Consider the following 22,100-nt stretch of genomic DNA (forward strand, 5'->3'; position numbering starts at 1 on the left):
AGCAAGAAAAAAAGCCGAAATTGCGGCTTTTTTTGAGGCTTAGGTATTGGTGTTCAGAATTTTCTGTGCTGGCTCGGAATAATAAAACTTTTCTAGATAGAGCCGTGCACGTTCCCGTAAATACTGCTGCGACAGCATCTGCTGAATCACCGGGTTCAACAGTTGCTGCAATTCCTGCTGAATCAGGGCTTCATCAATATTCAGATCACGCAATAACAGGTCAAAAGTGCGTTCCTGATTACGGACATACCAGGCGTGTACCCCATCATGTAGCTGCTGTTTTAAATAATCACTCTGGCGCATAAAGTCCCAGATTTCATGACCCAGCGCCACAGTCTGTGGCAGATCCTGTACTTCAATATAGTTTTTTAAGACCGACAAAGGCAGGTCTTTAATCTTGTGCCAGATATTGGCCTGCAGATGATAGAGCTTGTCATCATCAAAATGCTGGTTCAGGACCGATTCACTCATCTGGCTAAGCTTTAAGATATTCTTTTGCAAATAGGCACTCACTGCACTGTCTAAACTGGAATCGGTCACTGTTTCCAGTACCGATTTGCCCATTTTCATAAAACGCGACACGCCAGGCACACTTTTGGCAATCAGTGAATTGTCCAGATAATCCTGAATCGAGTGCTGGATTAACTGGCTAATCATCGCAGAAAAGGCCGGATTGCTGACCACGGTTTTAATCAGACGCTGACGATGACCACTTTTGCTGGCCACATACTGGGCAATTTTATCAATGGTCAGTACCGGAATGACATCGGCAATTTTGGCGCTGTCATTCACCGGATGCACCAAGGCAAAGCGGATGTGTTCTGCAATCTGTTCAATCAGAAAGGCACTGGCCGGTGTGTCCAGAATCTGTTTTTGCAGCAGGGCATTCAGCTGTTCGCAACTCCAGAGATCTTTCAGATGCTGCTTGCGGAACCAGTGATAAAAATGCAGAAATTCCTGCTGTACGGTTTCAGGCTGAGAAAACTCATGTGCTAAAAAGTCAAGATGAGCTTCAATCAACTGCTCAAGCATCGGGTTTTGCTGCATACAATCTCTGGAACTTAATTTAAAGGAATCAGTTTATCAGCTAGCGGGTTTTTTAGGTTCTGTGTTTTGGCCAGGAAGGGTAAATAATGTTGTACCACCTGCTGTTCGGCTTCCAGCATTGGCACATGACCGACATTATTTAAAATGACCGGGGTTTCTGCGCGTTTAAACAGACCCTGTAATTCTTTGGCCACTTCAACATTAATAATTTTATCGTGCTTGCCCCAGAGAATCAGGGTCGGTGCTTCAATATTGCGGGTGAGACGGGCAAAGCTGTCCGGGGTATAAATCCGGTTCAGGGTGACCATCTGGTCAATAAATTTTAAGGATTGACTGGCCCGTGAAATTAACAGTTTTTCTTGAGCAGATTTAAACTGCTCTGGTACTTTCGGCGGGTTTTGCATCAGCTGATGCGCAATATGGTCTAAATCGCCCGGCGCGGTGACCACCAGATTTTTCAGTAACAGCGGATCTTTGGTATAAGGCGTATTGGAGTGTTTATAAATACCGGCACTGTTCAGCAGGAACAGGCTTTGGGTATCAAACGGATATTGGGCTGCATAGACCGTTGCCACAGAGCCACCCAATGAGTGCCCGGCAATATTCAGTTTGTCGGCAATATTCAAGGTTTCTACCAGCTGACGCAATTGTGCGCTCATGCTTGGTACAGACAGGTCAAAATTGCCCGAACTCTGGGTTTCACCGGTATTGGGTAAATCGGGGATAATCACATGATAGGACGGGGTGAGAAATTTGGCCACCCGGTTCCAGTTGTCGCGGTGTCCGGCAAAGCCATGTAACAGCAAAATGGTTGGCCGATTAACATCGCCGCCTTCATTATAGCGCCAGGTAATATTGCCAATTTTCAAGCTTTTCGAGACCAGACCCGCCGCCTGGCGTTCAGTCTGATAATAATGCTGCACCACTTGCTGTTCAGGCGAGAGTTTGGCGGCAGAGCTGAGCAGAGGTGCAGACAGTGCCAGTGCCAGGACTGCCAGTCGTGGCCAAGACAAAAATCGCGAAGAATCCTGCTTCATTGACGATATCCCCAAGAATATTTTTTAAATAGGCGTCGGCTTGGCTTGTTTGAATTGTGTAAATTTTCGCCTTAAGTCGAATTGAAAATGCTGTTTCTGGTTATTGTAAGGGCTTTGCAGAAAATGTCACCTAGCTGTTTTTTGATCGGGTTGGTGTGCTGCTTTTGAAGTGTGATGTAAATCGCAATTACTTTAGGAAAATTTGAAAAAATTTATCTTATAAAAATTGATCAGCTATTTTTTTTGCAAGTGACTTTGTCCCGGCAGAGGATTAAAATGCTGAAAATTCAAAAACTGGTGGTAACAAGAATGCTCACAGCTCAAGAGGCTTTAGAACGTCTTAAACAAGGAAACCAACGTTTTGTTTCGGGCAATACCAATCATCCGAAACAACTAACCCACCATCAACGTGCAGAGATGGCCGAAGACCAGAATCCTTTTGCGATTGTGCTCGGTTGTTCTGATTCACGTGTACCTGCAGAAATGGTTTTTGATCAGGGACTCGGCGATCTGTTTGTGATTCGTGTGGCAGGGAATATTGTTGCGCCATCTCAGGTCGGCAGTGTTGAATTTGCGGCAGAGCGTTATGACTGCGCCGTGGTTGTGGTCTTGGGCCATAGTCACTGTGGCGCGATTCAGGCCACCATTGATACCTTGATGTGCCCGGACTGTCCACCATCTGCCAATCTGATGTCAATTGTGAACCGTGTTCGCCCGTCCGTAGAAACGCTGATGCAGACTGAACTGAAAAATGATTTGGCCAAGCTGTCGAAACATGCGGTTCGTTCCAATGTGTTTGCCTCAGTCAATCAGCTACGTCATGGTTCAGCAGTGTTAGAAAACCTGATTGAACAGGGGCAGCTGAAAGTCGTAGGTGCAGAATATTCATTAGAAACCGGTGAAGTAACTTTCTTTGATTTTTAATTGATTCTAAAAATAATCAAAAAGCGGGCATTGATGTCCCGCTTTTTTTATGGCTGAAATCCGGATCTTGAAAACCATCTCAGCGTTGAATCGGCTTTATTTTAATGCTGCCTGAATCAAGGGATAGGCATTTTTCAGCAAAATGGGCTGGGCTGCAGCCGTCGGATGGATCAGATCTTTTTGCATCAGGGTATTTTTACCGGCGACACCGTCTAGGAAGAAGGGCAGTAATTTGACCTGATAACGCTGGCTCACCACTTTGTAGTTATTTTCAAACGCCTTGCTGTAGGCGCTGCCATAATTGGGTGGCATTTTCATGCCAAATACAATCACCTTGGCTTTGGCCTGTTGACTGTGCTGAATCAGCCGCGCCAGATTATTTTGAATCAGCTGCGGTGGCTGACCACGCAAGCCATCATTACCGCCCAGTTCAATTACCACCACATGCGGCTTATGCGTTTGCAGTAATTTGGGCAAACGTGCCAGCGCGCCGCTGGTGGTTTCGCCACTCACACTTGCATTGACCACTTTATGCTGTTTCGGATACTGTTGCTCTAAACGTTTTTGTAACAGATGGACCCAGCCTTGTTGTGGTTGCAAACCGTAACCGGCACTTAAGCTGTCACCCAGAATCATGATGGTTTTGGCAGACACCAGCATGGGCATGAAGGCAAGCCCAGCCACAGCGAAATAAGCAAAACAACTCATTTTGAAATTGCGAATGTGCATTTAAGGATACTATGACTCAATTCACTACAGATACCGCCATCATGCCACAAAGCATTATTTCTGCCCAACAATTGACACAAAAGATACAACTTGCACAAAAAACACTGACGATTTTTGAAAATTTAAATCTGGAGATCCGGGCGGGGGAACAGGTGGCAATTACCGGCCGTTCCGGTTCAGGCAAATCGACCTTATTGGGGATTCTGGCGACCTTGGATCAGGCCAGTGCCGGGCAGTTAACGGTCTGTGGTGAATCAATTCAGGAGCTGAATGAAGAACAGCGTGCGCTGGTGCGGCTGAAATATATTGGTTTTGTATTCCAGTCGTTCCAGTTATTGCCGCATTTAACCGCACTGGAAAATGTCATGCTGCCGCTACGCTTGCAACCGAATTTTAAATTTGCCGAGGCCGAACACAAGGCGCGTAATCTACTGAAAAAAGTCGGACTGGAACGGCAGGCAGAGCAGCCCCCGAAAGTCCTGTCGGGTGGTGAGCAGCAACGGGTGGCGATTGCCCGGGCTTTAATCAGTGAGCCTAAAATCATTTTTGCCGATGAACCGACCGGGAATTTAGACGGCGAAACCGCCAAAGAAATTGAACAGCTGTTATTTCAACTGAACCGTGAACTGGGGACCACCTTGGTGCTGGTGACGCATGATCCGAAACTGGCGCAGCAATGTCAGCGCCATTTTGAACTCAGTCAGGGACAATTGCTGGAACACCCGGCAGGAGGATGAGATGAACCCGTTATTTCGTCCTTTACTGACCCAGAGTTTTAAAAGTACCGGTGTTTATCTGTTACTGATTGCGCTAATTCTGGCAATTAGTGCCACAACCGCGCTGAAATTCAGCAATGAGCAGATTCAAAATGCGGTGGCTTTGCAGGCGGCAGAAATGCTGGCCGGTGATCTGGTGCTGTCTGACAATAAACCGATTGCACCGCGCTGGGAAGCGGCGGCCGATGAGTTAGCGCTAAAGCAGTCGCATGTTACGGTGTTTAGCTCGATGGCACACACCGGCGATGAATTTGTGATGGTGAATGTCAAAGCCATTGATCAGGCCTTTCCGTTACGCGGAGAGCTGCGGGTTGCGCCGCAGCCTGCTGCTGCCATTCAACCGGGCGAGGTCTGGGTCAGCCAGCGCGCGATGGAGCTGCTAAAAATTCAGGTGGGCGATACCTTAAATATTGCCGATGGCGCCTTTCAGGTCACGGCCAGCATCGAGCATGATTCCAATCAGGAACTGGGTTTTAGCGGTTTTTCACCGACGGTGATCATTGCCCAGCAAGATGTGGCGCGTACCAATGCCATTCAGGTTGGCAGTCGGATTAATTACCGCTTGCTGATGGCCGGTACACCCCAGCATACTCGCCAGTTCGAGCAGGATTTTAAACAGTATCAGGAAAGCTTGCCCAAGACCCAGGAAATTGACGGGCAGAATATCAGTGAGCCGGATGGGCTGCGCCTGCGCAATGCCAGTGAAGGCAATACCCGCTTGATGCGTCCAATTGCCAATCTGGATACCTTTTTACAGCTGGCCAATATTCTCACCATTTTACTGTGCGGCATTGCCATTGCCCTGACCAGCCAGCGTTATGTGCAGCAGAATCAGGATCATATTGCTTTAATGCGTTGCATTGGCGCGACCAAGAAGCAGATTCTGGGCGCTTATCTGACCTTGTTGGCGGTGGTGCTGTTACTGGCGATGCTGCTCGGTAGTGCGGTCGGCATTACGCTAGGCTATGGGCTGTTGCAATTAATGTTACAGCTGATTCCGCATTTGCAATTGCAGTTTTCCGCTGTCGAGATGCTGCTGGGGCCACTCCCGATTGCCATGCTGACCAGTGCCGTGGTACTGCTGGGCTTTATTTTGCCAAGTCTGTGGCAGCTGCTAAATACCCCACCAATCAGGGTGATTCGCCAGCAGGAAAAATCAGTCCAGTCGATGCTATGGATGCTGCTGACTGGCACACTCAGCCTGATGCTGTTTAGTGTGGTGTTGACTGAAAATATCGTGCTAACGCTATGGGTCATGGGCGCCATCATCCTGCTGTGTAGCGTACTCTATGCCGTAGTCTGGAGCTTCCTGAAACTGATCCGCAATTTAAAAAGCGGTATCTCGGCCTATGTACGCACGCCGTATCAGACTGCATTTCAGATTACTGCACTGGCGCTGGGCCTTAGTCTGATTACCGTGCTGGCAGTATTACGTACCGATCTGCTGGATCGCTGGCAGCAGCAATTGCCGGAAGGCACGCCGAACCAGTTTGTTTATGGTTTACCACCGTTTGATATGCCAGAGTTTCAGGCGCAGCTTGAACAGCAGGGCTGGCACAGTACGCCGCTGTACCCAAATGTGCGCGGGCGGCTGGTGGCCAAAAACGATCAGCCCTTTGCAGAAGCGCTAATCCAGCACAATAATTCGCTCCGACGTGAATTAAACCTGACCCAGGCCGAGCGCTTTCCGGCCGATAACCTGATTGTGGCCGGGCAGGAACAGTTTAGCCAGATCGGGCAGGTCTCGGTTGAGGCCAATACCGCGCAAGAGCTGGGCATTGAGATTGGCGATACGCTGACCTTTAGTTTGCCGGAAGGCTTGTTGCAGGCCAAAGTCATCAATCTGCGCAGCGTGGAATGGGAAAGTTTTAGTCCGAATTTCTTCTTTATTTTTTCACCGCAGACCATGGATGAAAATGCCGGCAGCTATCTGGGCAGTTTCTATGTGCCAGAGCAGGACCGGCCGGCACTGGTGCAGCTGATCCAGCAGTTTTCCAATACCGTATTTATTGATGTCAGTCTGATTCTGGAAGAGATTAAACGGATTGTGAATGTGTTGGTACAGATTATTACCATTCTGGCAGTGTTGGTGGCCGTGTCTGGGATTCTGGTGCTGATTGCCTGTTTAAACCTGCTGATGGATGAGCGGAAACGTGAGGTGGCCTTGCTGCGTTCTTTTGGTAGTTCCAAGCAGAAATTAAAACGGATGATGAGTCTGGAAATTGGCCTGATTGGCGGGATTGCCGGAGTGGTGGCCTGTCTGTTTGCCGAGGTGATTAGTGCGATTGCCAGTTACCGGATGGAACTGGCAATTCAGCCACACTGGGAAATCTGGCTAATCTTGCCGGTTGTAATGACTTTATTGTGTGCTTTGATTGGTCGTTATCGGCTTAGTTATTTATCGGATATTCCGCCTTTGCAAAGCCTGCGAGAGATGAATCAATAAGCGTCATCTCTGCATTAAAATGATAGGAATGCATTAAAGCTGCAATTGCTGGCGCATCATCTGTAGAATTTCCTGCCACAGCGGGGCAAGGATCTGTACCTGTTGCAGACAGTACTGATAAAACAGCCAGCTGATGATGGCGGCGCCGGTCAGCGCCAGCAGTGAAAACAGCGCTGACTTGTGCAGCTTCTGGCCGGCATACCAAAGCGCTGCCAGGGCTGCGCCCATCACCATGCCGCCAATATGTGCGGCATTGTTAATCCCGCTAATCATAAAGCCCATAAACAGGTTCAGACCCATCACCAGCAATAAGGTTTTTTTATCCAGCAGGAAACGCTGTTTTGGCAGACGTGGCAATAATGATAAAACCGTCAGGGACGCACCCAAACCCATCACTGCACCCGATGCACCAGCGCTCACACTTGGCAGTAAATCCGGGCTGGTCAGGCCATGTGCAAGAATTTCTAAAGAATCCTGAATCTGTAAATAGCCACTGAGCAGGCTGCCCATCAGTCCGGCCAGTAGATACAGGCCTAAAAAATACATCCGGCCAAAAAGCTGTTCGGCCACGCTGCCAAAAATATACAGGGCCCACATATTCAGCATCAGGTGAATCATGCCAAAATGGAAAAACATGCTGCTGAACAGACGCTGCGGCTGTTCGAGAAAGGTCAGGGGAGCATAGTCGGCGCCCCAGAGAATCGCATCCCGGGTGCTGGGCTGGCTGGCATCGACACCGGTCAGGATTTGCCAGGCAAATACACCAATATTGAGGGCAATCAACAGGGCCGTCAGCCACCATAAATGCGTTTCGGGTTTACGGTGAATCAGCGGCGGTGAATATTCAGACATGCTATTTTTATACAATGATGATTTATTTCGTTATAAGCTTAACACGAAAAATTCACGCCTCAGGAGCCCCAAGCTGACATGAAAGCTTTTATTGTCCGTACCTTATTAATTCTTGTCAGTCTGTTTTTATTGATCCAGTTGTGGATTTTCTCGAGTCTGGCCTGGTGGCGAACCCAGCCGGTACAAAGTACCATGATGATGCGCCTGGACTACTGGTCAGATACTTCCCAGCCCATCCGGCATGAATGGCGTGACTATGACCAGATCAGTGAATATCTGAAAAAAGCCGTGGTGGCTGCCGAAGATGGCAAGTTTATGCAGCACCATGGCTTTGACTGGGAAGGTATTCAGCATGCGCTGGAACGCAATAAAGATCAGGGACAGGTGGTGGCTGGCGGTTCGACCATTTCCCAGCAGCTGGCGAAAAACCTGTTTTTATTTAACCAGCGTTCGTTTTTGCGTAAAGGTCAGGAAGCGATTGCCACTTGGATGATGGAACGCATGTGGAGCAAGCAGCGGATTCTGGAAGTGTATTTAAACTCGGTAGAGTTTGGCGACAACATTTACGGTATTGAGGCGGCGACCCAGCATTATTTTGGCAAGTCTTCACGCAGCCTTAGTCGTGAAGAAGCGATTTTTCTGGCTGCGATTTTACCGAATCCAAAATATTATCAGGACAACCGTTCCGGCCGTGGTCTGGAACCACGTAAACGCATGATCCGTAAATACATGCGTTACAGCGAGATTCCTTGAGTTGTAAAATTGAAAAAAAGCCCACAGCAGTGGGCTTTTTTTATGAAATTGTCACAAAATTGAAGCATACTTATGAATAGTGAATACTTGAGAAAAAGTCATAGGGTGCATATGAATACGGCAGCGAGCGCGACCCCTGCGCAAATAGACTATACCTATAATGATCGATACATCAATCGTGAGCTTTCTATCCTCGATTTCCATTTGCGCGTGCTGGAGCAGGCAGTCGATCCTTTGCATCCGTTGCTGGAACGTATGAACTTTTTACTCATCTTTTCACGTAACTTAGATGAGTTTTTTGAAATTCGTGTTGCAGGTGTCATGGAGCAGCTGGATCTGGGTAATGAAAGCCGTAGCCCGGATGGTCTGACTCCGAAACAGGTACTGGAGCAGATTTCCCAAACTGCCCACGCTGCCATTGAGCGCCAATACCGTATTTTAAACCAGGAAATTCTGCCTAAACTGCGTGAAGAAGACATCTGTTTCTTGCGCCGTGGTGAGCTGACGCCAGCCCAATCGGCCTGGGTGAAAAAATATTTCCAGGAACAGGTTGCACCGGTCTTAACCCCAATCAGCCTGGACCCGGCCCATCCATTCCCGCGTCTGGTCAATAAAAGTCTGAACTTTATTGTGACGCTGGAAGGGAAAGACGCTTTCGGCCGTCAGATTGACCTGGCCGTGGTACCAGCGCCGCGTTCCTTGCCACGTGTGGTGCGTTTACCAGATGAACTGACCGGTGGTAAAGAACATCACGTGATGCTGTCTGCGATTATTCATGAGCATGTATCGGACCTGTTCCCGGGCATGACTGCGACTGGCTGTTATCAGTTCCGTGTCACCCGTAATGCTGACTTGGCCTTAAACGAAGATGTCGAAGATCTGGCTAAAGCGCTGAAAGGCGAGCTGAACTCCCGCCGTTTTGGCCGCGCGGTGCGTCTGGAAGTCACCCAGAACTGTCCGCAACCGATTTATGAATATCTACTAAATGAGTTCGATCTGCATGAAGATCAGCTCTATAAAGTGGATGGTCCGGTGAATCTGGCGCGTTTATTGTCTAACTTTAAACGTCCACATTTACGTTATGACTCACATACGCCAGTGATTCCGAAAGTGTTGAAAAAGTCCGAGAATATTTTTTCGGCCATGCAAAAGCAGGATATTCTGCTGCATCATCCGTTTGAATCCTTTGCCCCGGTGATTAACCTGCTGCGTGAAGCGGCGCGTGACCCGCAGGTACTGGCAATTAAACAGACCCTGTACCGTAGTGGTGCCGATTCTGAAATCGTACAAGTCTTAGCGGAAGCGGCGCGTAATGGTAAAGAAGTGACCGCGGTCATTGAGCTGCGTGCGCGTTTTGATGAAGAATCCAACATTGCTGTGGCCAACGTGCTGCAAGAGGCCGGCGCGGTGGTGGTCTATGGCATTGTCGGTTATAAAACCCATGCCAAAATGATTCTGGTGGTGCGCCGTGAAAACAACAAGCTGGTGCGTTATGTGCATTTGGGCACCGGTAACTATCATGCCGGTAATGCGCGGATTTATACCGACTACGGCTTGCTGACTACAGACAAGGAACTCTGTGAAGATGTACACCGCATTTTCCAGGAACTGACCGGCATGGGCAAAATGGCCAAGCTGAAAAAGCTGCTGCATGCGCCGTTTACTTTGCATACCCAGCTGATCAACTTTATTGATGATGAAATTGCCAATGCCAAAGCTGGTAAACCAGCACAAATTATTGTGAAGGTGAATGCCTTAACCGAAATGCAGCTGATCAATAAACTGTATGAAGCTTCCCAGGCTGGCGTGCAGATTGACCTGATTATCCGTTCGATTTGCTGCCTGCGTCCGGGCTTGCCGGGGCTGTCGGAAAATATCCGGGTACGTTCCATTGTCGGCCGATTCCTGGAACATACCCGCGTGTATTACTTCAGCAATAATGGTGATGCGCGTATTTACTGTTCAAGTGCTGACTGGATGGACCGTAACCTGTTTAACCGGGTTGAAGCCTGCTTCCCGATTGAAGATCCGGCACTGAAAAAACGTATTTATCAGCAAGGTCTGCAAATTTATCTGCAAGATAACCAGCAGGCGTGGCTACTGCAGGGAGATGGTACCTGGATTCGTGCGCAGGCCGCAGAAGGTGAGCCGGCTTCCAATGCACAGCGCACCCTGATCGAGATGATTCAGTAAGCGAGGCAAGCCTGACATTTAAAGAATGTCAGGCTTTTATCCGCTAAAAAAATAAGGAGCTGATGCTCCTTATTTTTATGGGTATTGAAGAACTTAGCTGTGCGAGATTTTTTGCAGAATCTGCAATAACACATCAAATTCGCTTTGCAGCGGAGTACTCTTACGCGTTACTAAGGCCAAGGTACGGGTAGGCGCCGCGTCAATCTGTTTTACCACCAGCTCTGAATTGGCCTGAATCATATTGGTATGAATGGCAATTTCAGGCAGTAAGGTAAAGCCGAGGTTGGCTGATACCATTTCCACCAGGGTTGGTAGCGAGCTGGCTTTTAAACGATGATCATTTTTACGCTCGCCAATCGGGCAGGCACTTAAGGCATGATCACGCAAACAGTGGCCTTCTTCCAGCAGCATCAGGCGAGACAGGTCCAGATCTTCTAAAGATTTGGCCTGAGCCGAGTGTGCATCGGATTTATGGTGGACCAGTACCAGATTTTCTTTGGCAATTTCGGCAACTTTCAGACTGCGGGTATCAAACGGCAGCGCCAGTAACACCATATCCAGGTTACCATGTTCCAGTTTTTCTACAATTTTTTCACTTTGTGCTTCATGCAGGTGTAACTGGATTTTTGGCAGTTGCTTATGCACTTCATCTAACAGCTGCGACAAAATGAACGGTGCAATGGTTGGAATCACACCTAAATGCAGGTCGCCGGTTAAGGGCTCGCTCATTTCACGGCTTAGGCGCATCAAGTCCTGCGCATCGGCCAATAGAACACGCGCTCGGGCTACAACTTGTTCACCGAGAGGAGTCAAACGTACATTCTGGCGATCGCGTTCAACCAATACGCCACCCAATAAGCGCTCTAACTCCATGATCCCGCCCGACAATGTCGATTGAGTCACGAATGAACGGCGCGCCGCTTCTGTAAAATGCAACGTTTCAGACAGTGTAACGAGGTATGACAGCTGTCTTAAGGATGGTAATGCAGCCATAGTGTCCTAATGCTTATAATTTAAAGTGATGAGCAAATAATTCGCTAAGATATGGAATGAAATGCGGAGGGATATCATGCCCCATTCCTTCAATTAATTCAAATTTAGCGTCAGGTATTGCTTTCGCAACAGCCTTACCATGTGCAGGTGGAAGTAAGCGGTCACGAGAACCATGAACAACCAGCGTGGGCTGTTGGATCTGCTTGTCCAGACTGCGCAATGAGCCTGTACATAATATTGCTAAAAACTGCTGAAGTACACCCGCTGGATGGTAACTTCGCTGATATAATTTACGGGCGGTCTGTACCGCTTCCATTTCATTCAGATAACCCGGCGAACCAATCACTTTAAACAGTTTCAGGCTGTGGTTAATAATACCTTCTTCATCATTGGATGCCGGCTTGCCCACTAAGCTGAACAGCTGTTTCGGGAAAGGTGGCGGTAGGAAAGGCTGGTTGTTGCTGGTAAACAATAGTGCCAGTTTTCTGACCTTGTCCGGATAGCGGGCCGCCAGAATCTGTGCAATCATGCCGCCCATTGAAGCGCCAATCACATCAACCTGTTCCAGCTCCAGTTTATCAATCAGCAGGGCCACATCATCGGCCATATCATACAGGTTATAAGGCGCCCCCTGATTTTCTAAACCCAAGGCAAAACGGCCCATCAGTTTTAGGGTATTCAGGCGCTCGCCCTGATGGCGTACTTTAGAGGACAGGCCAATATCGCGGTTATCAAAACGGATGACCCGAAAGCCTTGGTCAATGAGTGACTTGCAGAAAAAGTCTGGCCAATACAGCAGCTGTGCGCCCAATCCCATGACCAGTAAAATGGTCGGATTGCCAATTTCGCCGCCCATTTCGACATGCAATTCAATGCCATTGCCCAAGTCGACTTTGGTTTCGTGCATAAAACTGCTGTAAGGTGAAACATTTAACCGCAAACTATTCATTCTTATATTCCTTTCTTCAAGGTGAGCGCGCACCCCTGATGGATTAAAGCGCTAAACTGCCGCTGGAATCAAGTCAGGAACAAGTTGACTTAAAGCCAGGCGCTGTTTGCCGGCTGTTGGCCCGAGCAGCACAAAGCCGCGTAAGGTGGCAGTGCTGTCAAAGGCTTTGGCAATCATGCCATCGTCCAGTTCTTCATTTTGCCAGGTCACTTCCACATCTACCGGGGCAGGTAACACCGTTAATGGTGCCGCCGGGGTTTTCACTGCAACCGGCATAGCCGGGTAGTGTACTTGTGTGGTTTCACCATTTAAGGTTTTGGCCAGGGCACGTGCCTGCTGCATGATTGGCATGACATACGGCAATAAAGTCCCGTTGACTTCAGCGCAGTCGCCCACTGCATAAATATCAGCCAGGTTGGTTTCCAGTAAGCCATTGGTGAGCACGCCGCGACTGGTATGAATGCCGGCTTCTTTGGCTAAAGTGATATTCGGCTGTAAACCGACGGCGGACAGTACCACATCAGCGCTCAGGCTACGGCCATCGGCCAGTGTCACCAGATAATCACCCTTATCCAGTTTCGATACTTTATCGACCGTGGTGCCCAAGACAAAATGAATCCCAGTTTCTTCCAGGTTCTGTTTAAATGCAGTGGCAATAAATTCAGGCAATAAACGGCCCAGCGGTTGAGGTGCCAGATCAATCACCGTGACTTGATGCTCGGTATTTTGCAGGTCATTGGCAAATTCACAGCCAATCAGGCCCGCGCCTAAAATCACCACACGTTTGTCCTGACGCGCTGCCAGCTGTTCGCGGAAGGCTTTATAGTCATTTAAATTATTGACCACGTGAATATCATCACTGCCATCGCCAGAAATGGCCAGACGAATCGGGTTGGCACCGACTGCCAGTACCAGTTTGGCATAGGCTTGCTGGCTTTCGACGCCATCTTTCTCTAAAGTCAGCAGATGCTGCTCGGCATCAATGGCTTTGACCCAGGTATGCACTTCAATACGCATATTCAGCTGTGCCCCCATTTTTGCGGCATCCCCCAGCGCAATCTGTTCGGGTGCTTTTTTGCCGGCCAGGGCATTGGAGAGGGTAGGTTTTGCATAGTTGATTGCATCATCTGCGCAAATCATGACCAGTTCCTGCTCAGGGTTCAGTTTGCGAAATTCACGGGCGACTGTATAGCCAGCCATACCAGAACCAATGATGACAATCGGATGCATTATTTTCTCCATAAAAGGTTGAGCATAAGTTTCAAGACATAAAAAAAGACCATGCAGTTATGGTCTTCGAGGCGTACTTAGATTTCGACCATCTCAAAATCGACTTTAGATACGCCACAGTCCGGGCAGGTCCAGTCATCTGGAATATCTTCCCATTTGGTGCCCGCGACGATGCCATCTTGCGGCCAGCCTTCTGCCTCGTCATAAATCCATCCACAAACGATGCATTGATACTTTTTCATTTGACTCTCCAAAAGCCGATCTTCAATAAACCTGACCGGCAAAAAATTCCCTAACCAGCATGACTCAGTTGATATGATTTTAACACTTCATATTCGCTTAAATTTTTACGCAGTTATGAGGTTAAAGTAAAGTAAATATCGGAGTCTAATGCTTCATTTCTAAAGCTGAATGGCTAAGAAGGACAAAATTTATCTTTAAAATCTCAAATATTGCATAGTGTCGGACAATATGCACACTAAAAACCAGCGCAAATCTTTTCAAAATATATGAGAGATCATCTAAATTTCGACTAAAGTCGGACAGCTATTTTTGCTTAAATAGGCTATTCTATAATTAGGATAATCTATATTGGTTATTTAGTATAAAAATACCAATAATAAAAACAATGATTTACTAATTTTAATCGGGTTTTATTTAAACCTGAAGGGCGGACTTTGGCTGGTCTTCGCGGTCAAGACGCTGTAAAATTCACCTATTCTTTTTAATCTCTCTCCGATCTCCTTATGAGCAAGCTGTCTACAACGTTGTGGTCTCACATTCGTACTGTCCAAAACTTTCCTAAAGCCGGTATTTGTTTTTATGACTTGACCCCTTTATTCATGAAAAATATTGGTCCGTTGACAGATGCTTTAATTGAAAGTATTCCTGCAGAAAAACTGGCTGAAGTAGACAGCTTTATTGCGGTAGAAGCACGTGGTTTTGTGCTGGCCAGCCTGTTGGCACAGCGTACTGGCAAGGGCTTATTGCTGGTGCGTAAAGCCGGTAAATTACCACCACCGGTAGTGGGTGTGGGTTATAGCCTGGAATACGGTCTGGACCGTCTGGAAATGGCGGCAGATGTCACCGGTCAGAAAGTTATTATTGTGGATGATGTATTAGCGACTGGCGGTACCTTAAAAGCAGTGAAACAACTGGCAGAAAAATGTCAGCATGAAATTCTGGGTGCGAGCATTTTCCTGGATTTACCAGATTTACACGCAGATTTGGGTCTGAACATCTGGTCGGTACTGGATGAACGCTCTAAGCCGGTGGAAGCAGTTGCTTAAGTCTGAGCACTACCCTGTGAAACATAGAAAGCCTTGCCGAGTGCAAGGCTTTTTTATTTGTGCAGTGATTGCTGTTCCAGTTGCCAGATTAAAGGATTGATATTTTCCGGACACACCAGTCGATGATGACCGCCTTTAAAAGCATGAATTGGCATGTAATTTTCCAGCTGGGTTTGTACCCAGTGCATGTCCAGCTGTTCATCGCCGAGTTCCAGATAGGCCAGCTGCGGAATATCATGGTCCAGTTCCTGTTCGGAAATCTGCGGATAGTCCGGTCGGAAGTCGGGCTGTAAACTCGGATTAGCAATGACGCAGGGAATACCATGCAGCGCCGACATCTTTAAGGCCCAATAGCCGCCGAGGCTATGTCCGACAATAATTTCAGGCTGGATTTTAACAATAATATCGTTATAGAAACTGGCCACCGTCTGGTAGTTCAGATTGCGATAATCCACGGTAATACAGTATTTTTTATCTGCGCAGATGGCATGAAACTTACTCGATTCACGTGAGGAATCCAGCCCATGCAGAAATAGGATTTTCGAGGTGCATCTATTCATTGTTTTCATTCACACTCAAGCGTCTATTGAATAGTTGAAAAGTTCCCTTTTCAATTAATTTCTCCTGCTCATTGTAAGAGTGGTGATGCAAGAAAGAAGTTAGCTATTGGTCTAACAGTTCAGCAAAAGGCGAGGTGCTGTTTAGCAGAGGTTTGGAAAATGAAAAAAATGGCTTAGGATTCAGCAGAGCATACGAAAAGCCAAATAAATCTGCTATGCTATTGCACTTCATTTTTTAGTAATTTTCGAGGCAGAGATGACGCAACCAAACGCTCAGTCGACTTCTGAACCCACTATTTCCGAAAACGATTTAATTGCACAGCGTCATGCCAAGTTAAAGCAAATCCAAGAAAAGGCTCAGGAAAGCAACAGTAGCCCATGGCCAAACACCTTCAAGCGTGAACATTACGCGCAAGATTTACAAGAACAGTTTGCCGACAAATCTAAAGAAGAAATTGAAGGCGGCGACAAGGTGTATGTGTCGGTGGCTGGCCGTGTCATGCTCAACCGTGGTTCATTTATCGTAATTCAGGACATGACGGGTCGTATCCAGCTGTATGTGGCCCGTAAAGAACTTAGCCCTGAAACCTTGGAAACCATTAAAGGTTTAGACCTGGGCGATATTATTGCCGTTAAAGGTTATATCGGCCGTTCAGGCAAAGGCGATTTATATGTGCATATCGAGCATTTTGAATTGCTGACCAAATCGCTGCGTCCATTACCAGACAAGTTTCACGGCCTGACCGATACTGAAGTGAAGTATCGTAAGCGTTATCTGGACCTGATTGTAAACGAAGAAACCCGTAAGACTTTTGAAATTCGTGCCAAAGTGGTATCGGGCATCCGTGCGTTTTTAACTGAAAAGCGTTTCATGGAAGTTGAAACCCCAATGATGCACGTGATTCCTGGTGGTGCATCGGCGCGTCCATTTGAAACCCATCATAATGCACTGGATATGCCATTATTCCTGCGTATTGCGCCAGAACTTTATTTAAAACGTCTGGTGGTGGGTGGTTTTGAACGCGTATTCGAAATTAACCGTAACTTCCGTAACGAAGGTGTATCGACCCGTCATAACCCGGAATTCACCATGATTGAATTCTATCAGGCTTATGCAGACTACAAAGATTTGATGGAACTGACCGAGCAGATGCTGGAGAAACTGGCCATCGACATCTTGGGTTCGACCGATGTGCCGTATGGCGATGAAGTGTATAGCTTCAAAGGTCCGTTCAAGAAAATCTCGATGTTTGATGCGATTCTTGAGCACAACCCGCAATTCACCCCTGAAAACGTGAATGACCGTGAATTTCTGGCCAACTTCGTACAAAACGAATTGAAAGAGCAGGTAAAACCAGGATTTGGTTTAGGCAAGCTGCAAACCATCGTGTTTGAAGAAACAGTTGAAACTCAACTGCGTCAGCCAACCTTCATTACTGAATACCCAGCAGAAACCTCACCGCTGGCTCGCCGTAATGATGAAAACCCGCACATCACTGACCGTTTTGAATTCTTCATTGGTGGTCGTGAGCTGGCAAACGGCTTCTCAGAGTTAAATGATCCAATTGATCAGGCGGAGCGTTTCCAGGCACAGGTAGCTGAGAAAGATGCTGGTGATGATGAAGCGATGCACTATGATGCAGACTTCGTTGAAGCACTGGAATATGGCTTGCCACCTACAGCAGGTGAAGGGATCGGGATTGACCGTCTGGTGATGTTGTTCGCCAATGCACCAAGTATCCGTGATGTGATTTTGTTCCCGCATATGCGTCACAAGAACTAAAATCTGCTACATCAAATAACCCGCGAATCTCGCGGGTTATTTTTTTGTTTGAGTATCATCAAGCTATACGTAAAGCACAGATCAGAAGAATCGCTTAGATTAAACTGGTCTGAATACGCACTTTCATGTTCAGGCTTTGCTGCACAATAAACGATTTCATCCACTGCACCTGTTCACCCATTGGATTGGTTTTGACTGCGGTGTCGAGGAAGGCCAGTTCCGGACGCTGGAATAGTTGCTGTTCAATGGCCTGTTCCAGCTGGCTTGAGGTGGAGGCCAGTGGCATGCTGACCAGATAAAAGGCTTTTGGATAGTTATAAAAGGCATACATCAGGTTAAAGGCTTTCTGGTCACCTTTTAAATTGCCGGCACCAATTTCATAACCGCGATCCTGATTACTGTGGGTCAGGCCAATCAAAAACTCGATGTTATGGTCCGAAAGTCGTAGACCAAATTGCAGCCCGATCTGATCGGCACTGAACTCGTGCTGGACAAAGGTATTTAGTGCAGAACCATCTTCATCAAACGCTTCTTGCAACACCAGCATGTGCTGCTGATGCTGATACAGAAAGCCGGCAAGCTGCGCCTGTTCCAGCTGGGCTTTTAAGGTGGCTAAATCGTAATGACTATAAGGCATGGGAGCAATCAGAAAAAATTAAAATTTGTTTTATTTTAGGTGTTTCACTTGGAAAATGAAGCGATCTATTAGAGCTTTTAACAATAACTCAATAGATAGAGGTGAGCATAAAAACGGCGACTGGAAAATAGTGATCAGGCTAAAAATAAGCGATGCTGTGCAGGGTATGAGTAAACTTTGATAGCAATATCAGTAATCCTGTATATGACGTTTTTGCATATTAATATAATAAAACAAGCAATAGTACAGATAACTAAATCTCTATAATGAATATAAATTTTATAAAGTGTAATAAGTACACGTTGATTTAAGCTGGTGTTGTCCATGTCATTAAATGAGGAAAGACTTACTCATCTGAAACAGCTTGAAGCTGAGAGTATTCATATCATCCGTGAAGTTGCTGCCGAGTTTGAAAATCCGGTTATGCTGTACTCGATTGGTAAAGATTCTGCGGTGATGCTGCATCTTGCCTTGAAAGCCTTCTATCCTGCAAAACTTCCATTCCCTCTGTTACATGTTGATACAGGCTGGAAATTCAAAGATATGATTGAATTCCGCGACAACATGGCCAAAAAACATGGTTTTGATCTGATTGTGCATCAGAACCAGGAAGGCCGTGACGCCGGAATCAATCCATTTGATCATGGTAGCTCGAAATACACCGACATCATGAAAACCCAGGGGCTGAAACAGGCGCTGGATAAATACGGTTTTGATGCTGCATTTGGTGGTGCGCGCCGTGACGAAGAAAAATCACGTGCCAAAGAACGTGTCTATTCTTTCCGTGATTCCAAACACCGTTGGGACCCGAAAAACCAGCGTCCAGAACTGTGGAACCTTTATAACGGTAAGGTCAACAAAGGCGAAAGCATTCGTGTATTTCCATTGTCGAACTGGACCGAGCTGGACATCTGGCAATATATTTATCTCGAGCAGATTCCAATTGTTCCGTTGTACTTTGCTGCTGAACGTCCAGTGGTAGAACGTAGCGGCACACTCATTATGGTTGATGATGAGCGTATGCGTTTACATGAAGGCGAAGTACCACAAATGAAATCGGTACGTTTCCGTACACTTGGCTGTTACCCACTGACCGGTGCAGTTGAGTCAGGCGCAGATACCTTGCCTGAAATTATTCAGGAAATGTTGCTGGCCACCAGCTCGGAACGTCAGGGTCGTATGATTGACCATGATGAAGCCGGCTCGATGGAGAAGAAGAAGCAAGAGGGCTACTTCTAATTTCTCCCCACCTCTCTTTAGACAAGAGAGGAAATTCCCTCTTGGTAAAAGGGGAATACAGGGAGATTAAACCGGTTTCTAAAGAATTTGTGGAGTTTGAGCAATGTCTCATCAATCAGAACTCATTAGCCAAGATATTTTGGCCTATTTAAAACAGCACGAAAATAAAGACTTATTGCGTTTCCTGACCTGCGGTAACGTCGATGATGGTAAATCGACCTTAATTGGTCGTCTGCTTTATGATTCAAAACTGATTTATGAAGATCAGTTGCAAGCGGTAACCCGTGACTCGAAAAAAGTCGGGACGACAGGGGATGCACCTGACCTAGCTTTACTGGTCGATGGCCTGCAGGCAGAACGTGAGCAGGGTATTACCATTGATGTGGCGTATCGCTATTTCTCGACTGAAAAGCGTAAGTTCATCATTGCCGATACCCCGGGACATGAACAATATACCCGTAACATGGCCACTGGTGCATCAACTGCGGATCTGGCGATTATTTTAATTGATGCACGTTATGGCGTGCAGACCCAAACCCGTCGTCATACCTTTATTGCCAGCCTGCTGGGTATTAAGAACATTATTGTTGCCATCAACAAAATGGACCTGGTGGAATTCTCTGAAGCGCGCTTCAATGAAATTCAGGCGCAATATAACGAGTTCGTGAACCAGCTTGGTGACCGTAAACCGGCCAATATCATTTTCACGCCAATTTCTGCCCTGAATGGCGATAACGTGGTGAACAAGTCGGCCAATACTCCGTGGTACAGCGGCGAAACTTTGATGGAAACGCTGGAAAACGTGGAAATTAGCCGGACTTCAGGTAAAAACGAATTCCGCTTCCCGGTGCAATATGTCAACCGTCCAAACCTCGACTTCCGTGGTTTTGCTGGCACCATTGCTTCGGGCGACATCCGTGTGGGTGATGAAATTGTCGCTTTACCATCAGGCAAACGTTCTACCGTCAAAGACATTGTAACTTTTGATGGCAATTTGGAACGTGCTTTTGTCGGTCAGGCGGTTACCCTTACCCTGAATGACGAAATTGATATTTCACGCGGTAACCTGCTGGTCAAAGCGGGCGATCAACCGGAAATTTCACGTTCTGCACGCGCAACTGTGGTGTGGATGAATGATCAGCCACTGGTCAAAGGCAAGCTGTACAACATTAAGCTCGGTACACAAACTGTTCCTGCCAAAATTGCTGAAATTAACTATCGTGTAAACGTGAATACGCTGGAAAAAACCCAGGTAGAGCAGCTGGAACTGAACGCGATTGCTGATGTTCAGATCGAGTTTGATGCGCCAGTGGTATTTGACCGTTATCAGGACAGCCGTTATACCGGCTCGTTTATTTTCATTGACCGTTTAAGCAACGTGACCGTTGGTGCGGGCATGGTGGAAGCAGCGGTAGAATGGACTGCGCATGATGAACCTGTGACTGCGGAAGACCGTGCTGCCCGTTTAGGTCAAAAACCTGCTGCGGTGACTGTAACAGCACAAGCACTGGAAAATGCACAAGCGCTGGAAAGTCTGTTGATTCAGCAAGGTGTAGTTGCAATTGCAAAAGCGGGTCTGAATGCTGCTCAAGTGGCATTACTTCGTGAAACTGGTGTTGTGGTGGTCACCGATGTTGCTGAAGGCACTGACGTAAGCTATGGCACCGAAGCCGTTGAAGAACTGGCTGAGAAAATTGTGGAGCTGGTTCGTCTATAAGACTGGACTGGTTTAAAAACCCGTCTGATTGGCGGGTTTTTTATTGCCTAAATTTTGATTGCATGAGAATCATTCGATTGGTCAAAATGTGATCTTTCAATTTACCGGTCAATTAATACAATGCTCCCTAGATTTAGGGGATATATGAAAAAATTAATTTTGCTGGCTGGCTTGTGTGTGGCTTTTGGAGCTGAAGCTAAACAGAGTAGCCAAAGCGTTGACGCAATCAAGCAGAAAATAATCCAGCAGTCGATTGAGAATTATCCGGGAAATTGTCCGTGTCCTTACAATACTGCAAGTAATGGTAGTCGTTGTGGTAAGCGTAGTGTTTATAATCGTGTAGGCGGATATGCGCCGCTATGTTATCCGGAAGATGTGAGTGATCGAATGGTAAAGGAATATAAAGGGCGTAGTTAATTAAAGGCTCCGTATTTTAACCCGGATCCTGCTTAAGCCGATGATTCCTTAATTTGAATTGTTGGCTTATTTTGATGGGTTAATTGATATGCACATAGTGAGGCGTAAATTCCACTCAGAAATCCATGAAGACTACGTGCTTTACTCGTCACTAAATTGTATTGCCCCTTCAATAAACTGAATAATGTTTCTATCTTATTGCGTTGTCTTAGGTGATATTCATCTGATGCACAGAGTTGAATAGCCCGCATATTCTTTCGATGATAAGTAATCAAATCAATACCTTGATCTTTCAATCTGATTTTTAATTCTTGGCTGATGTAACCTCGATCCCCGTAAAGTTTTGCTTCTATACCAGCAACCAATTGCTCAACCATTTTTATGTCAGCAACATGTCCATTCGATAAAGCAGAACAGGCAATTTCACCAAATTGATTCATCGCAATATGTAATTTACAGCCATAAAACCAGCCCATTGAGCTTCTACCACGTGATGCAATTTGGACTAATGATTTATGACGCTGAATAC

General features: G+C 46.8%; 20 protein-coding genes and 1 pseudogene. 10 read left to right on the forward strand and 11 right to left on the reverse strand.

The window, feature by feature from the left end; translation table 11 throughout:
* Nucleotides 1-39: 39 nt before the first annotated feature.
* A complete protein-coding gene (locus tag FTU50_RS00575) occupies nt 40-1,047 on the reverse strand; it encodes a hypothetical protein (protein ID WP_104484146.1) in 1,008 nt (335 codons plus the stop codon).
* A gap of 14 nt (nt 1,048-1,061) precedes the next feature.
* Nucleotides 1,062-2,084: an alpha/beta fold hydrolase gene (locus FTU50_RS00580; protein ID WP_005179410.1), complete on the reverse strand. Its 1,023-nt coding sequence runs from the start codon at nt 2,082-2,084 to the stop codon at nt 1,062-1,064.
* Nucleotides 2,085-2,393: 309 nt separating this feature from the next.
* Here FTU50_RS00580 and FTU50_RS00585 point away from each other — a divergent pair, with 309 nt between their 5' ends.
* Entirely contained in the window at nt 2,394-3,008 is a 615-nt protein-coding gene (locus FTU50_RS00585; protein ID WP_034598190.1) for a carbonic anhydrase, read from the forward strand.
* Between the two features lie 96 nt (nt 3,009-3,104).
* On the opposite strand, the gene FTU50_RS00590 is transcribed toward FTU50_RS00585, so the two are convergent.
* Entirely contained in the window at nt 3,105-3,716 is a 612-nt protein-coding gene (locus tag FTU50_RS00590) for an arylesterase (RefSeq protein WP_016659292.1), read from the reverse strand.
* 32 nt (nt 3,717-3,748) lie between these two features.
* On the opposite strand from FTU50_RS00590, the gene FTU50_RS00595 reads away from it, so the two are divergent.
* Both FTU50_RS00595 and FTU50_RS00600 read left to right on the forward strand, forming a co-directional pair.
* On the forward strand, nt 3,749-4,474 hold the full coding sequence (locus FTU50_RS00595; RefSeq protein ID WP_180046767.1) for an ABC transporter ATP-binding protein: 726 nt from the start codon (nt 3,749-3,751) through the stop codon (nt 4,472-4,474).
* 1 nt (nt 4,475) lies between these two features.
* Nucleotides 4,476-6,959: an ABC transporter permease gene (locus FTU50_RS00600; protein ID WP_180046769.1), complete on the forward strand. Its 2,484-nt coding sequence runs from the start codon at nt 4,476-4,478 to the stop codon at nt 6,957-6,959.
* A gap of 33 nt (nt 6,960-6,992) precedes the next feature.
* Here the strand turns inward: FTU50_RS00600 and FTU50_RS00605 are convergent, their stop codons facing one another.
* Nucleotides 6,993-7,811: a rhomboid family intramembrane serine protease gene (locus FTU50_RS00605; protein WP_104491519.1), complete on the reverse strand. Its 819-nt coding sequence runs from the start codon at nt 7,809-7,811 to the stop codon at nt 6,993-6,995.
* A gap of 78 nt (nt 7,812-7,889) precedes the next feature.
* Here FTU50_RS00605 and mtgA point away from each other — a divergent pair, with 78 nt between their 5' ends.
* Both mtgA and ppk1 read left to right on the forward strand, forming a co-directional pair.
* Complete coding sequence (mtgA, locus tag FTU50_RS00610; RefSeq protein WP_045796058.1) at nt 7,890-8,564, forward strand: monofunctional biosynthetic peptidoglycan transglycosylase; 675 nt, start codon at nt 7,890-7,892, stop codon at nt 8,562-8,564.
* 111 nt (nt 8,565-8,675) lie between these two features.
* Nucleotides 8,676-10,757 (forward strand): polyphosphate kinase 1, encoded by a 2,082-nt coding sequence (gene ppk1, locus FTU50_RS00615; protein ID WP_005179379.1) that lies wholly within the window; start codon nt 8,676-8,678, stop codon nt 10,755-10,757.
* Nucleotides 10,758-10,850: 93 nt separating this feature from the next.
* On the opposite strand, the gene oxyR is transcribed toward ppk1, so the two are convergent.
* The 4 genes from oxyR to rubA all read right to left on the reverse strand — a co-directional run bounded on the left by oxyR (nt 10,851) and on the right by rubA (nt 14,171).
* Nucleotides 10,851-11,750 carry a LysR family transcriptional regulator OxyR gene (gene oxyR / locus FTU50_RS00620; RefSeq protein ID WP_005179377.1) on the reverse strand — a complete coding sequence of 300 codons (900 nt, stop codon included), beginning with the start codon at nt 11,748-11,750 and terminating at the stop codon, nt 10,851-10,853.
* Between the two features lie 13 nt (nt 11,751-11,763).
* Nucleotides 11,764-12,699 carry an alpha/beta fold hydrolase gene (locus FTU50_RS00625; RefSeq protein ID WP_045796061.1) on the reverse strand — a complete coding sequence of 312 codons (936 nt, stop codon included), beginning with the start codon at nt 12,697-12,699 and terminating at the stop codon, nt 11,764-11,766.
* A 51-nt stretch (nt 12,700-12,750) separates the two neighbouring features.
* Complete coding sequence (locus FTU50_RS00630; RefSeq protein WP_180046771.1) at nt 12,751-13,929, reverse strand: NAD(P)/FAD-dependent oxidoreductase; 1,179 nt, start codon at nt 13,927-13,929, stop codon at nt 12,751-12,753.
* Nucleotides 13,930-14,006: 77 nt separating this feature from the next.
* Nucleotides 14,007-14,171, reverse strand: coding sequence for a rubredoxin RubA (gene rubA, locus FTU50_RS00635; RefSeq protein ID WP_005179369.1), 165 nt, complete (start codon nt 14,169-14,171; stop codon nt 14,007-14,009).
* 504 nt (nt 14,172-14,675) lie between these two features.
* On the opposite strand from rubA, the gene FTU50_RS00640 reads away from it, so the two are divergent.
* Nucleotides 14,676-15,218 carry an adenine phosphoribosyltransferase gene (locus tag FTU50_RS00640; protein WP_005179368.1) on the forward strand — a complete coding sequence of 181 codons (543 nt, stop codon included), beginning with the start codon at nt 14,676-14,678 and terminating at the stop codon, nt 15,216-15,218.
* Nucleotides 15,219-15,271: 53 nt separating this feature from the next.
* Here the strand turns inward: FTU50_RS00640 and FTU50_RS00645 are convergent, their stop codons facing one another.
* Nucleotides 15,272-15,778 (reverse strand): YqiA/YcfP family alpha/beta fold hydrolase, encoded by a 507-nt coding sequence (locus FTU50_RS00645; RefSeq protein ID WP_034598188.1) that lies wholly within the window; start codon nt 15,776-15,778, stop codon nt 15,272-15,274.
* Between the two features lie 256 nt (nt 15,779-16,034).
* On the opposite strand from FTU50_RS00645, the gene lysS reads away from it, so the two are divergent.
* Nucleotides 16,035-17,561: a lysine--tRNA ligase gene (lysS, locus tag FTU50_RS00650; RefSeq protein WP_005179355.1), complete on the forward strand. Its 1,527-nt coding sequence runs from the start codon at nt 16,035-16,037 to the stop codon at nt 17,559-17,561.
* A gap of 94 nt (nt 17,562-17,655) precedes the next feature.
* On the opposite strand, the gene FTU50_RS00655 is transcribed toward lysS, so the two are convergent.
* Nucleotides 17,656-18,198: a hypothetical protein gene (locus tag FTU50_RS00655; RefSeq protein ID WP_016659284.1), complete on the reverse strand. Its 543-nt coding sequence runs from the start codon at nt 18,196-18,198 to the stop codon at nt 17,656-17,658.
* A 324-nt stretch (nt 18,199-18,522) separates the two neighbouring features.
* On the opposite strand from FTU50_RS00655, the gene cysD reads away from it, so the two are divergent.
* The 3 genes from cysD (at nt 18,523) to FTU50_RS00670 (ending at nt 21,571) form a co-directional block, all read left to right on the forward strand.
* Entirely contained in the window at nt 18,523-19,437 is a 915-nt protein-coding gene (cysD, locus tag FTU50_RS00660) for a sulfate adenylyltransferase subunit CysD (protein ID WP_005179347.1), read from the forward strand.
* Nucleotides 19,438-19,540: 103 nt separating this feature from the next.
* Complete coding sequence (gene cysN / locus FTU50_RS00665) at nt 19,541-21,154, forward strand: sulfate adenylyltransferase subunit CysN (RefSeq protein WP_127800567.1); 1,614 nt, start codon at nt 19,541-19,543, stop codon at nt 21,152-21,154.
* A 144-nt stretch (nt 21,155-21,298) separates the two neighbouring features.
* Complete coding sequence (locus FTU50_RS00670) at nt 21,299-21,571, forward strand: hypothetical protein (protein WP_180046773.1); 273 nt, start codon at nt 21,299-21,301, stop codon at nt 21,569-21,571.
* Between the two features lie 32 nt (nt 21,572-21,603).
* On the opposite strand, the pseudogene FTU50_RS00675 reads toward FTU50_RS00670, so the two are convergent.
* Nucleotides 21,604-22,100 (reverse strand): annotated as a pseudogene (locus FTU50_RS00675) (IS982-like element ISAcsp2 family transposase); the annotation flags it as partial.

Source organism: Acinetobacter sp. YH12112, from assembly GCF_013418945.1.
Lineage (GTDB): Bacteria > Pseudomonadota > Gammaproteobacteria > Pseudomonadales > Moraxellaceae > Acinetobacter > Acinetobacter indicus.

What these genes read in the sequence shown, in the direction of transcription:
- FTU50_RS00575 (WP_104484146.1), bottom strand. Translation starts at nt 1,047, where the DNA reads ATGCAGCAAAACCCGATGCTTGAGCAGTTGATTGAAGCTCATCTTGAC.
- FTU50_RS00580 (WP_005179410.1), bottom strand. Translation starts at nt 2,084, where the DNA reads ATGAAGCAGGATTCTTCGCGATTTTTGTCTTGGCCACGACTGGCAGTC.
- FTU50_RS00585 (WP_034598190.1), top strand. Translation starts at nt 2,394, where the DNA reads ATGCTCACAGCTCAAGAGGCTTTAGAACGTCTTAAACAAGGAAACCAA.
- FTU50_RS00590 (WP_016659292.1), bottom strand. Translation starts at nt 3,716, where the DNA reads ATGAGTTGTTTTGCTTATTTCGCTGTGGCTGGGCTTGCCTTCATGCCC.
- FTU50_RS00595 (WP_180046767.1), top strand. Translation starts at nt 3,749, where the DNA reads ATGACTCAATTCACTACAGATACCGCCATCATGCCACAAAGCATTATT.
- FTU50_RS00600 (WP_180046769.1), top strand. Translation starts at nt 4,476, where the DNA reads ATGAACCCGTTATTTCGTCCTTTACTGACCCAGAGTTTTAAAAGTACC.
- FTU50_RS00605 (WP_104491519.1), bottom strand. Translation starts at nt 7,811, where the DNA reads ATGTCTGAATATTCACCGCCGCTGATTCACCGTAAACCCGAAACGCAT.
- mtgA (WP_045796058.1), top strand. Translation starts at nt 7,890, where the DNA reads ATGAAAGCTTTTATTGTCCGTACCTTATTAATTCTTGTCAGTCTGTTT.
- ppk1 (WP_005179379.1), top strand. Translation starts at nt 8,676, where the DNA reads ATGAATACGGCAGCGAGCGCGACCCCTGCGCAAATAGACTATACCTAT.
- oxyR (WP_005179377.1), bottom strand. Translation starts at nt 11,750, where the DNA reads ATGGCTGCATTACCATCCTTAAGACAGCTGTCATACCTCGTTACACTG.
- FTU50_RS00625 (WP_045796061.1), bottom strand. Translation starts at nt 12,699, where the DNA reads ATGAATAGTTTGCGGTTAAATGTTTCACCTTACAGCAGTTTTATGCAC.
- FTU50_RS00630 (WP_180046771.1), bottom strand. Translation starts at nt 13,929, where the DNA reads ATGCATCCGATTGTCATCATTGGTTCTGGTATGGCTGGCTATACAGTC.
- rubA (WP_005179369.1), bottom strand. Translation starts at nt 14,171, where the DNA reads ATGAAAAAGTATCAATGCATCGTTTGTGGATGGATTTATGACGAGGCA.
- FTU50_RS00640 (WP_005179368.1), top strand. Translation starts at nt 14,676, where the DNA reads ATGAGCAAGCTGTCTACAACGTTGTGGTCTCACATTCGTACTGTCCAA.
- FTU50_RS00645 (WP_034598188.1), bottom strand. Translation starts at nt 15,778, where the DNA reads ATGAATAGATGCACCTCGAAAATCCTATTTCTGCATGGGCTGGATTCC.
- lysS (WP_005179355.1), top strand. Translation starts at nt 16,035, where the DNA reads ATGACGCAACCAAACGCTCAGTCGACTTCTGAACCCACTATTTCCGAA.
- FTU50_RS00655 (WP_016659284.1), bottom strand. Translation starts at nt 18,198, where the DNA reads ATGCCTTATAGTCATTACGATTTAGCCACCTTAAAAGCCCAGCTGGAA.
- cysD (WP_005179347.1), top strand. Translation starts at nt 18,523, where the DNA reads ATGTCATTAAATGAGGAAAGACTTACTCATCTGAAACAGCTTGAAGCT.
- cysN (WP_127800567.1), top strand. Translation starts at nt 19,541, where the DNA reads ATGTCTCATCAATCAGAACTCATTAGCCAAGATATTTTGGCCTATTTA.
- FTU50_RS00670 (WP_180046773.1), top strand. Translation starts at nt 21,299, where the DNA reads ATGAAAAAATTAATTTTGCTGGCTGGCTTGTGTGTGGCTTTTGGAGCT.